The organism is Pseudomonas sp. GD03862 (assembly GCF_029840855.1).
GTDB lineage: Bacteria > Pseudomonadota > Gammaproteobacteria > Pseudomonadales > Pseudomonadaceae > Aquipseudomonas > Aquipseudomonas alloputida.
The window spans coordinates 24,733-38,239 of record NZ_JAOCDI010000051.1 but is presented as its reverse complement, the minus strand read 5'-3'; the positions used below and the strand labels follow the sequence as shown (position 1 = coordinate 38,239).

Sequence of the window (13,507 nt, the reverse complement as noted above, 5' to 3'; positions counted from 1 at the left end):
CGGCAGCCGTGTGGAAGTGCATGATGCCAACGGCACGTTGATTGGCAGTGCCATTGCCAGCGCCGATGGCAGCTTCAGCATCGAACTGAATCCCGCACAAGCCAACGGCGAACTGCTGGACGTGGTCGCCATCGATGACGGCGGCATTTCCTCGCTGCCCGCCCAGATCACCGCGCCCGACATCACCGCCCCTGCCGCACCGGCCGAACTGGTGATCAATGCCGACGGCAGCGTGGTCACCGGCCGCGCCGAACCGGGAAGCACCGTACGCGTGCTGGCCGCCGACGGCACCACTGTGCTGGGTAGTGTGGTAGTTGGCGCTACCGGCAGCTTCAGCATCACCCTCGACCCGCCACAGATAGACGGCGAGGTGCTTCAAGTCACGGCCACCGATGCGGCAGGCAACCCCTCCACCGCCAGCAACCTTACCGCGCCGGACATCGACGGCAGCGACACAACGCCACCGGAAGCCCCGACCAATCTGGTGATCAACCCTGCCGGCAGCCAGCTGACCGGTCGCGGTGAAGCCGGTGCCAGCCTTCAGGTGCGCGATGGCGCAGGCACCGTAGTTGCCACGGGCACGGTCAACCCGGATGGCACCTTCGCCATCACCTTGAACCCGGCCATCACCGATGGCAGTACCCTGCAAGTGACCCTGACCGACGCTGCCGGCAATGTCTCGCAACCCGGTTCGGTCGCCGCGCCAGACCTGCTGGCCCCCGCGCAGCCAACCGAGCTGGCCTTGGTCGATGGTGTGACCTTCACCGGCCGCGGCGAGCCCGGTGCCACCGTACAGGTGCGCAATGCCACCGGCAGCCTGATCGGCACAGGCCTGGTCAACGAAGACGGCACCTTCAGCGTCACGCTTTTCCCCGCCCAGGCCAATGGTGAGGCCCTGGACATTCGCGTGGTAGACGCCGCCGGCAACAGTTCGACGCCGCTGGCGTTCACTGCACCGGACACCACGCCGCCAGCTACTGTCAGCAACATCGTGGTCGGCGCCGATGGCCTGGTGCTCAGTGGCCGGGGCGAAGCGGGTACTACCGTACAAGTACGTGATGCCAACGGCACTGTCATCGGTACCGGCACCGTCAGCGCCAACGGCACCTTCGTGGTCGACCTGGACCCGGCTGCCCAGCCGGGTGCTCAGTTGAGCCTGGTGCAAACCGATGCGAGCGGCAACGCCTCCGAGGTCCTGCAATATGAAGTTCCGGTAACCACCGCGCCCGCCAGCCCCAGCGACCTGGTGGTGGCTGAGAACGGTGTCAGCATCAGCGGTACAGCCCCGGCGGGCAGCCGCGTGGAAGTACACGACGCCAACGGCTCACTGGTCGGCAGTGTGGTGGTAGGTGCCGAGGGCACCTTCACCGTCATCCTCAACCCGGCCCAGGCCAACGGCGAATTGCTGGACGTGGTCGCCATCGACGGCAGCGGTGCTACATCGCTACCCGTGCAGGTCACCGCACCGGATATCACCCCACCGGTCACCCCGGGCGAGCTGGCGATCAGTGCCAACGGCAGCGAGGTCACCGGCCGCGCCGAAGTGGGCAGCACCGTGCGGGTGGTGGCCGCCGATGGCACCACCGTGCTGGGTAGTGGGGTGGTCGACGCCACTGGCAGCTTCAGCATCACCCTCGACCCGCCACAGGTAAACGGCGAGGTACTGCAAGTCACCGCCACTGACGCCGCCGGCAACACCTCCACGGCCGGCGACATCACCGCGCCGGACATCGACGGCGGCGACACCACACCACCGGATGCCGCGACCAACCTGGTAGTCGGCCTGGCCGGCGCCCAGCTCAATGGCCGCGGCGAAGCCGGGGCCAGCGTGCAGGTGCGCGATGCCCAGGGCAATGTACTGGCCAGCGGCTCGGTCAACCCGGACGGCACCTTCCAGATCACCCTCGATCCACCGGTGAAAGATGGCAGCAACCTGCAAGTGGTGCTGACCGATGCCAGCGGCAATGCTTCGGCCCCGGCGTCGGTGGTTACCCCGGACTTGCAGGCCCCGGCTCAACCGACCGGCGTGGCCTTGGCCGACGGCGTGACCCTGAGTGGCAACGGCGAACCGGGTGCGACCGTGCAGGTACGCGATGCCTTGGGCAACTTGCTCGGCACTGGCCTGGTCCCTGAAACCGGCAGTTTCAGCATCACCCTGTCGCCGGCCCAGGCCAATGGCGAGATCCTCGACATCCGTCTGATCGATGCTGCCGGCAATGTCTCTTCACCCCTGCAGTTCGAGGCTCCGGACATCACCGCGCCTGCCGTAGTCAGCAACATCGTCGTCGGCGCCGACGGCCTGACCTTGGGCGGTCGCGGCGAAGCCGGTGCTACCGTCGAGGTGCGCGATGCCAATGGCACGCTGATCGGTACCGGCACAGTGACCGCGAACGGTACTTTCCTGATCGACCTTGATCCGGCTGCACTGCCGGGTGAACGCCTGAGCCTGGTACAGACCGACCCGAGCGGCAACGCCTCTGAAGCGCTGACCTACGACGTGCCACTGGTGGTCACCCCAACCAGCCCGAGCGAACTGGTCGTCGCTGCCGATGGCAGCAGCATCAGCGGTTCTGCTCCTGCTGGTAGCCGCGTGGAAGTGCATGATGCCAACGGCACGCTGGTCGGTAGCATCGTGGTGGGTGCCGAGGGCACCTTCACCGTGGTGCTTACACCGGCCCAGGCCAATGGCGAGTTGCTGGACGTGGTGGCGATCGACAACAACGGCACCTCGTCGTTGCCGGTGCAGGTCGCCGCACCAGACATCACCGCGCCTGCGGCGCCAAGCGATCTGGCAATCAGTGGCGACGGTACCGTTGTCAGCGGCCGCGCCGAAGCAGGCAGCACCGTCCGTGTGCTGGCCGCCGATGGCACCACTGTACTGGGCAGTGTCGTGGTGGGGGCCAGCGGCGCCTTCAGCATCGGCCTCACCCCGCCACAAGTGGCAGGCGAGCAGTTGCAGGTGACGGCCACCGATGTCGCAGGCAACGCCTCCACGGCCGGCAGCGTCACCGCACCGATCGTGGACAACGGCGGCGACACCACACCGCCGGAACCCGCTACCGAGCTGGCCATCAGTAACGATGGCCGCACAGTCTCCGGGCGCGGCGAAGCGGGCGCCACCGTGGAGGTGCGCAACGATCAGGGGCAAGTGCTGGTGAGCGGCACCGTTCAGCCCGATGGCAGCTTCAATGTGCAACTGCCAACCCCGGTGGTGGATGGCTCGTCCCTGCAAGTGACCCTGACCGACGCCGCCGGCAACGTCTCTACACCTAGCCCGCTGACGGCGCCCGACCAGGTAGCACCGCTGCAACCAACCGACCTGGTGCTGAGCAATGGCGACAGCCTGGCCGGTACTGCAGAAGGGGGCGCACGAGTAGAGGTCAAAGATGCCTCAGGCAACCTGATCGGCAGCGCCATTGCCGAGCCGGATGGCAGTTTCAGCCTGACCCTCGACCCGCCACAGGCCAATGGCGAGACCCTGTCCATCACCGTGACCGATGCGGCAGGCAACACTTCGGTGCCGCTGAGCTACGTGGCCCCGGACATCACCGCGCCAGCGATCGTCGCCGACGTGGTGGCAAGCGATGGCAGCCTGGCCGTGTCTGGCCGTGGCGAGCCCGGTGCCACAGTGGAAGTGCGTGATGCCCAGGGCGCAGTCATCGGTACTGGCACCGTGGCGCCAAATGGCACCTTCGTGATTGACCTGGAGGCACCGCTGGCCGCAGGTGAGAACCTCGTGCTGGTGCAGACCGATGCCGCCGGCAATACCTCGGCAGGGGTCAGCGTGACCGTTGCCGATACACCGCTGCCCGAAAGCCCGAGCGGCGTGGTGGTGGCCGGTGACGGATCCAGCGTTTCCGGTACCGCACCGGCAGATACGCAGGTGGAAGTGCGTGACGCGCAGGGCAATGTCCTGGGCAGCGCCCAGGCCGGTCCGGATGGCAGCTTCACCGTCGGCCTGACCCCGGCCCAGGCCAACGGCGAGACCCTGGATGTCGTGGCGGTTGACGGCGCTGGCAACAGTTCGCTGCCTACCCAGATCACCGCCCCCGATATCACCCCGCCCAATGAAGCCAGCGAACTGCAACTGAGTGCCGATGGCAGCCTGCTCACTGGTCGCGGCGAACCGGGCACCACCGTGCAGGTCATCAGCGCCGACGGGACTGTGCTGGGCAACGCCCAGGTCGGTGCCGACGGTGTGATCAGCGTGGTCCTGAACCCAGCGCAGACCGACGGCCAGGAACTGGACGTGGTCCTGCGCGACCCCGCTGGCAACACCTCGACCGCCACCCTCGTCGCGCCCGATACCGACGGCCCGCTGCAACCCTCCGGGCTGGCCATCGATACCGCTGGCATCCACCTTACCGGCCAGGGTCAAAGCGGCTCCATCGTCACCGTGCGTGACGCCGACGGCAATGTGCTGGGCACTGCCACCGTGGGCGGCGACGGCCGTTTCGACGTCACCCTCGTCGCGCCACAGCGCAATGGCGAAAGCCTGACCGTCGAAGCGACCGACAACCTGGGCAATAGCGCAGGGCCGGTGGACTTCACCGCCCCCGACTCTACCCCGCCGCAAGTGGTCACCAACCCAGCCATCGACGGCACCGGCACCACGATCACCGGCAACGGCGAACCGGGCGCCACCGTGACCGTGCGCGGGCCGGATGGCAGCGTGCTGGGCAGCACGGTGGTCGGCGCGGGTGGCGCTTTCGAAATTACCCTCGACGAGCCGCAAACCAACGGCCAGGCACTGACCGTGGAGCAACGCGACGCGGCCGGCAACCTGTCGGCGGCGGTCGATTTGTCGGCACCGGATACCCAGGCACCCGATAGCCCCACCGGGCTGGTCCTGGCCGGCGACGGCAGCAGCCTGAGCGGCAGCGGTGAGCCGGGTGCGCAGGTGACCGTGACCGGCACTGGCGGCACAGTACTGGGCACCGCAACGGTCCAGCCCGATGGCACCTTCCAGGTGGCCATCGACCCGCCACAGCTCAATGGCCAGACGCTGTCTGTCACTCAGGCGGACAATAGCGGCAACGGCTCGCCCGCTGGCACTGTGATCGCACCTGACTTCGAGGCACCGCTGCCGGCGCAAGGGCTGGGCCTTGATCCTACTGGCACACTGCTCAGCGGGCAGGGCGAGGCAGGCAGCACCGTAGAGGTACGCGATGCTGCGGGCAACCTGCTAGGCACCATCCCGGTGAATGCTGACGGGACGTTCGAAGTGGCACTCTCCACGGCCCAGACCAACGGCGAAGTGCTGTCGGTGGTGCTGATCGATGGCGGCGGCAATGCCTCGCCGTCGGCCACGTTCACCGCTGACGACAGCACCGCGCCAGCTGCGCCTGCCGGCCTCACGATCACCCCGGGCGGCAGTGCCATCCAGGGTACCGGTGAAGCTGGCTCCACGGTGGAAGTGAAGCTTGCCGACGGCACGTTGGTTGGCACGGTCGTTGTGCCCGCAGGCGGCAGCTTCATAGTCCCACTATCGCCCGCCCAGTTGGACGGCCAGGCCCTGGATGTAACGCTGACCGATGCGGCCGGCAATATTTCGCAGCCCAGCCAGATCCTTGCGCCTGACATCACGCCACCAGCGCTGCCTACCGACGTTGCAGTCAACGGCGATGGCACGGCTGTGACCGGTAATGCACCTGGCGCCAGTTCAGTGACCGTGAGCGATGGGGCCGGCAATGTGATCACCGTTGCGGTCAACCCGGATGGCAGTTTCAGCGTGCCGCTGGATACACCGCAGAACAACGGCCAGACCGTAACCGTGGTAGTGACCGACGCAGCCGGCAACGACTCGGCGCCGGTCTCTGTCACCGCTCCGGACACGACCAACCCAGAACCGGCGACCGGGCTTACCGTAAGCCCGGACGGCAGCTCGGTCGGCGGCACAGCCGAGCCTGGCAGCACAGTGGAAGTCCGCAACCCGGATGACACCGTGCGCGGCACTGTAACTGCAGGGCCGGACGGCACCTTCGTGATACCTGTCGACCCACCGCTGGGATCAGGCGAAACCGTCGATGTGGTGGTGATCGACCCTGCCGGCAACGAATCTCCTGAAATACCACTGACTGGCCCGACCGGTACCGAAGTGGCCACGCCTTCAGCCCTTGCCATCAGCGCCGACGGTTTCCTGCTGACCGGCCAAGGTACGGTCGGCTCGCTGATTACCGTGACCTCCGGTGGCACCACGCTGGGTAGCGCCACGGTCGGCAGCGACGGCACCTTCCGTGTGTTCTTCCAGAACGCCCAGCTCAACGCCCAGATCTTGCAGGTCAGTGCCAAGGCTACCGTCGACAGCCAGCCTTCGGTGCCGGCCATTATCGTGGCCAATGACACCACGGCACCGGACGCGCCGACACAGGTAAACCTCAACGCCACCGGCAGTACGCTGACCGGCCAAGGCGAGGTGGGTGCAACCGTGCGCGTGACAGACGTACAAGGCACCTTGCTGGGGACTGCAACCGTCGACAGCAATGGCCTGTTCAGCGTCAGCTTCTCGCCGGCCGTGGCCAATGGGCAAAACCTGATCGTCACCCAGGCTGATGCTGCAGGCAATGTTTCGCTCGCGGCCACCCTGCAAGCGCCTGACCTGCAGGCACCGCTGGCAGCCAGAAACCTCAGCCTCAACAGCGCAGCCACCGTGCTCAGCGGCCAGGGCGAAGCCGGCGCCAGCGTCACCGTGCGCGACGCCAGCGGCGCCATCCTGGCCACTGGCACCGTCAACCAGAGCGGCCAGTTCCAGATCACCCTGCCCAGCGCGCAGGTCACCGGCAGCCCGCTACAGGTCACCCTCAGTGATGCCGCGGGCAATGTGTCCGGCCCGGCCAGCCTGGCCACGCCAGACCACACGCCGCCAGCGGCCATCAGTAACCCGGTGTTGAGCCAGGACGGCCGGCAGCTTTCCGGCAGCGGTGAAGCGGGCGCCACGGTACAGGTACGCAACGCCGCCGGTGCCTTGCTCGGCACCGCCACGGTGGGCGTCGACGGTCGCTTCACGGTGACCTTCGACACGCCGCAAGCCAACGGCCAGGTCATCGGCGTGACGCAAATGGATGCCGCCAGCAATACCTCGCCGGCGATCAACGTGACAACCCCGGACCTGACCCCACCCGCACCGCTGACCAACGTGGTGCTGAACAACAACGGCCTGACCCTGACCGGCCTGGGCGAAGCCGGTGCCACGGTCACCGTTCACGGCCCGGACGGGACCATCATCGGCACCGGCCTGGTGGCGGCCAATGGCAGCTTTACCCTCACCCTGAACAGCGCCCAGCTCAACGCCCAGCTCCTGAGCGTTACGCAGACCGACGCGGGCAACAACACCTCCAACGCCGTGGCGGTCACCGCGCCGGACTTCACCCCGCCTACGGCACCGACAGCACTCGCGCTGTCCGGTACCGGGCTGCAACTGACCGGTAACGCCGAAGCCGGCAGCACCGTGACCGTGCGCGATGCCAGCGGCAACGTGCTGGGCACAGCGGTAGCCGGTGGCAACGGCACCTTCCAGGTCACCCTGAACAGTGCCCAGACCAATGGCCAGGCGCTGCAGGTGACCGCCACCGACGCAGCCGGCAACGTGTCGCCGGCCGCACCTTACACCGCAGCCGACACCACGCCGCCGGCCGCCGTGGCCAACCTGGCTGTCTCCGCCAATGGCGCCACCCTGACAGGCGATGGCGAAGCAGGCGCAACCGTGACCGTACGAGCACCGGACGGTACCGTGCTGGGCAACGCTACAGTGGCCGCCGACGGTCACTTCAGCGTGTCCCTGTCACCGGCAGCGATCACGGGTGAAAGCCTGAGCGTGGTACAGGCCGATGCCGCACAGAATGTCTCCCCTGCGCAAAACGTGACGGCGCCGGGCGCGCTGGCACCGGCCACGCCGGACAACCTGATACTGGCCGCCGACGGCCTGTCGGTGAGCGGCACCGCCGAGGCGGGCAGCACAATCAAGGTGTACGGCCCCAACGGCGTATTGCTGGGCAGCAGCCCGGTCACCAACGACGGCACGTTCACTGTCAATCTCGGCAGTGCACAGGCCAATGGCGAAGTGTTGCAGGTCAGCGCAACGGGCCCCGATGGCACCGTATCGCTGCCCGCTACCCTACAGGCACCGGACACCACGGCACCGCAACCACTGACCAACCTGGTGTTGTCCAACGACGGCCTGGTACTCAGTGGCCGCGGTGAAGCAGGTGCCACCGTTACCGTGCTTGGCGAAGGCGGTATCGAACTGGGCACTGCCGTGGTCGATGCCAATGGCGACTTCAACGTCGACCTGAGCGCCGCTCAAATCAACGGCGAACAACTCAGCGCCAGCCAGTCCGATGTGGCCGGCAACGAGTCCAACAGCGTCAGCCTGACAGCCCCTGACCGCGTCGCGCCGGATGCTGCCGGCAACCTGGCCTTCGCCGGGGGTGGCAGCTTGCTGAACGGTACCGGCGAAGCGGGTGCCGCCGTGCGTGTGCTCGCCGCCGATGGTTCGGTGCTGGGCAGTGCAACGGTGCGCGCCGACGGTACCTTCCAGGTCAACCTCGCATCGCCGCAGGCCAACGGCCAACAGGTGCAAGTGGTACTGGCCGATGCGGCTGGCAACCAGTCTGCCGCCAGCGCCATCACCGCGCCCGATACCACACCGCCATCGGCACCCGGCGAACTGGCCGTTTCCGGTGATGGTGTCACCCTCACCGGCCGCGGCGAAGTGGGCGCGCTGGTGACCGTGACCAACCCGGCAGGCGAGGAAATCGGCAGCGCCACGGTCGATGCCAGTGGCCACTTCACCATCACGCTGAACCCGGCGCTGGGCAACGCCGAGCTACTCAGCTTCACCCAGGCCGATGCGGCCGGCAACGTGTCGGCAGTGGCAACTCTGCAAACCCCGGACTTCACTCCACCCGACCCGCTCACCCTGGTGGTGATCAACGCCGACGGCAGTGTGGTCAGCGGCCTGGGCGAGGCCGGCGCCACAGTAATCGTCAGTAATGCAGCCGGTACCGTACTGGGCACGGGTATCGTGCTTGCTGATGGCAGCTTCAGCGTCGAGCTGTCACCTGCACAAATCAACAGCCAGACACTGTCGGTGCTGCAGGCCGACCCACCCGGCAACGTCAGCCTGCCGGTCAACGTCCAGGCGCCGGACCTCACGCCGCCAGCTGCTGCAACAGAGCTGCGGCTCAATGCGGCAGGTGACGAGCTGAGCGGTATCGGCGAAGTGGGCGCCACCGTGCGCGTGTACGTCGGCACCACGCAGGTCGGTACCGGCACAGTGGGCGCCGACGGGACCTTCATCGTCGGGCTGGATGCAGCACAGCTCGATGGCCAGGTGCTGCAGGTAACCTTGACCGATGCAACCGGCAACATCTCGCCAATCAGTTCGGTCACGGCCGTGGACACCACACCACCGGCCACCGTGATCGCCACCATCAACGACAGCGGTACCCAGGTGACCGGTACTGCCGAAGCCGGCACCCGCGTCACTGTGGTCAACAACAACGGCGACCTGCTGGGCCAGGTAACGGTGGAACCGGACGGCACCTTCGTCCTTGACCTGAACCTCCCGCAAATCAACGGCGAAACGCTGACCATCATCGCCCAGGACGCCACTGGCAACCCGTCGGTACCGCTGGCGGTGACTGCGCCAGACCTGACGCCACCGGTGCAGCCGACCGACCTGCTGCTCAACGCAGCCGGTACGTCGATGACGGGTACGGCCGAAGCCGGCAGCACCATCACGGTACGCGGCCCGGACAACAGCATCGTGGGCACGGTGGAAGTGGATGCGAACGGCCAGTTCACTGTGCCGATCAGCCCGGCACAGAACAACGGCCAGTTGCTGACGGTGGTGTCCACCGATGATGCCGGTAACGCTTCGGTGGCTGTCCCTTACCAGACCAACGACACCTCGCCACCCGACCTGGTGACCAACCTGGCGATCAACAACACCTTCAACGTGCTGACCGGCAAGGGCGAAGCCAATGCCACGGTCACCGTCAGCTTCGACGGAGACGTGATCGGTACTGGCGTGGTGGATGGCGCTGGCAACTTCCAGATAACACTGGTGCCAGCGGTGGGCTCGCTCGCCACCCTGGAAGTGACACAGTCCGACGGCATCAATACGTCTGCGGTCGCGACCTACCTCACACCGTTGATCGCACCACCCGTGCCGCCAACCGACGTGACCTTGGGCAGCGACGGCCTGACCCTGACAGGCAGTGCACCAAGCGGTGTGGACATTCGCGTGTACGATGCCGCAGGCAACCTGATCGGTACAGGCAGCGCAAACCTGAGCGGCACCTTCACTCTGACACTGGACGCAGCCCAGCTCAACGGCGAGCACATTTCGGTGACAGCGGTGGCACTGGTCGGCGGCGAATCACAGCCGACCTTCCTGCAAGCGGCTGACATCACGCCACCGGCCAACCCGGTGGTGACCAGCCTCTCTGTCAATGGCCTGGTGCTGAGCGGCACGGGTGAAGCCGGTGCAACGGTGACAGTGCGTGATGCCAGCGACAATGTGCTCGGCACGGCGGTGGTGAATGGCGGTGGCGTGTTCACCGTCAACCTGAACGCCGCGCAGCTCAACGGCCAGGTCCTGGGCGTGAGCCAGGCTGACGCTGCAGGCAATGTGTCCGGCAGCACGAGCTACACTGCCGCAGACCTGCAGCCACCTGCAGCCCCCACCAACGTCGCCATCGATGGCGCGGGCACCGTGCTTACCGGTAGCGGTGAAGCGGGCGCTACCGTTACCGTCCAGGGCCCGAACGGCCAGGTCGGTACCGGAGTGGTGCAGGCCAACGGCACCTTCAGCATTACCCTGACCTCGCCACAGAACGACGGGCAACTGCTGGTGGTACGCCAGGCCGATGCTGCCGGCAACCTGTCCGCCAGCACCAGCCTGACTGCGCCGGACACCACCCCGCCAGCCGCCCCGCTGGCCACCATCAACGCCAACGGCACCTCGGTCAGTGGTTCTGGCCAGATCGGCAGCACGGTCACCGTGCGCAACAGCGCCGGTACCGTACTGGGCACCGCAACGGTGGGTAGCAACGGCCTGTTCGTGGTCAGCCTGACTGCGGCGCAGATCGACAACCAGGCGCTCAGCGTCACCCTCACCGACAGCGCCGGTAACGTGTCCACAGGCACTGCGCTGACCGCACCGGACCTGACCCCGCCTGCGGCTGCCGGCAACCTGCTGTTCAGTGCCGACGGCAGTACCCTCACCGGTACGGGCGAAGTGGGTGCCACCGTAACCGTACGCAGCGCCGGCGGTACCGTGCTGCAAACCGCGACGGTGCAGGCGGACGGCACCTTCACCGTGACCCTGAGCCCGCCTCAGGACAACGGCCAGATCCTGTCTGTGACCCTCAGTGACCCGCGCGGCAACGTGTCGGGTAACGTCAACGTCACGGCACCGGATGTGGATGCCAACGCACCGGTCATCGCCAGCGACAACCTGGCCACGGCCACGGTCAACCTGGCAGCGGTCAGCGCCACGGAGACCTACACCGACAGCTTCACCACGCTGCTGTCGGGGTTCTCCAAGACCTACACCTGGACGGTGGCAGCAGGCACCACGGCCGACCCTACCCTCACACTGACCACCAACAGCGTGCTGGCACTGCTCAACAACACCAGCTTCACCCTGCAGGTGAAAGACGCCAGCGGCGCCTGGGTGACCATCGCCACCGGCAACACCCAAGGCCTGCTCGACCTGATCGTGCTGCCAATCGGCTTGCAGGTGGACATCGGCGTGCTGCAAGCCGGTGATTATCGACTGACCGTGGGCAGTGGCGGCATCGGCCTGATCACCGAAGTGAGCACCACGCTGGACATCGTCTCCACCAGCCTGACCCAATTCACCGGCACCGGCATTGCCACCTCCGGCAACGTCATTACCGACGCGGGCACCGATGGCGCGGTGGATGCCCGTGGCCCGGACAGCGCCGCCGTGTTGCAAGTGCTGAAAGACGGCAGCTACGTCTCGGCCGGGACCGCCACGACGGTTCAGGGCCAGTACGGCACCCTGGTGATCAGTGCGGACGGCAGCTATACCTACACGCCCAACGGCAGCCCGAACAGTGTCGGCAAGGTGGATGTGTTCAGCTACCAGTTGGTGCACCCGAACGGCCTGTCCGATACCGCCAACCTGTACGTGCGCATCGACAGCCCGCAAGCCACGGAAATCTGGAGCGACAGCAACTACGGTGCACCGGCCACGGTGGTCGACGCAGTCAACGACGTTGGTAGCAGCCAAGTCACCCTGGACAACCGCGTGGACACCAGCAGCAGTACGCTGGGCTCGCTGAACCTGCCACTGATCGGTACCCGTCAGGCCACCTACACCACCACGGTTGCCGCCGACACCACGGCCGACCTGCAGGTGGTGGTCAACTCCGCCAACCTGTTGAGCCTGCTCAACGGCACCACCATCGAGCTGCTCAAGCTCAACCCGGCCACCGGCCAGTACGTTCTGGTGCAGTCGGTACCGGGTGGTTCGCTGGTCAGCGTGCTGGGGGGTGGCGCCGGGTATACCTTCGAGAACCAGGGCGCCGGTACCTACCACGTGCGTGTCACCGCCGGCGGCATTGGCTTGCTCAGCTCCATCACCACCAGCCTGAACACCACCACAACGTACCTGACCGAGTTCGTGGTCAGTGGCGCGACAGCCGCCACCGGCAACCTGCTGACTGACGACAACATCGGTTCGGCCTTGACCGTGCTGAGCGTGCTGACAGCGGCCAACACCTACACCATCCCAGGCTACAACGGGGTGAGCGTGGCCGGCACCTACGGCACGTTGCTGGTGCATGCCGACGGCAGCTACACCTACACCCTCAACGCGGGGCTCACCTCGGCGGTGGTCGGCCAGCAAGACACCTTCACCTACGAGCTAAGCCACCCGAACGGCACCACCGACACCGCAACCCTGACCATCAACGTGGACGATGCTGCCGGCCTCACCGCGACCACATCGCTGCTGGCCGATACCGGCGACGAATCAGAGGCACTCGCCAGCCTGGCAGCGGCCACCGATGTGATCGCCGGCACCGACGGCAACGACCACCTCGATGGCAGCCAGGGTGGCCACATCACCCTGCAGGGTGGTGCGGGTGACGACACGCTGGTGGTGGTCGACCAGAACTTCGCCAGCGTCGACGGTGGCTCGGGAACCGACACCCTGCTGTGGGGCGGCGGTGATGCCAGCATCGACCTGGGCAACCTGGCCGGGCGCGTACACGACATCGAAATCCTCGACCTCAACGACACCAGTTCGGTGGCGCTCACCCTCAACCTGGCGGATGTGGTGGCCATCACCGAAACCGCTACCGACACACTGATCATCAAGGGGGACGACAAAGACTCGGTTCACATGACGGACAACTGGACGCTGGTCGGGAACCAAACTGCCGACGGCATCGACTATAACCAGTACACGGCCCAGGAGGATCCAAGCCATCACCTGTGGGTACAAAACGGTATCCATGTGGTTTGAGGCCGC

The 13,507-nt window shown here is 66.6% G+C and carries 1 protein-coding gene; it reads left to right on the top strand.

Translation table 11 applies throughout. The annotated features are described in order from the left end of the window. Positions 1-13,501 (top strand): BapA/Bap/LapF family large adhesin (locus N5D53_RS24150; protein WP_279840967.1); only part of this gene is annotated, 13,501 nt, incomplete at its 5' end. Positions 13,502-13,507: the final 6 nt, after the last annotated feature.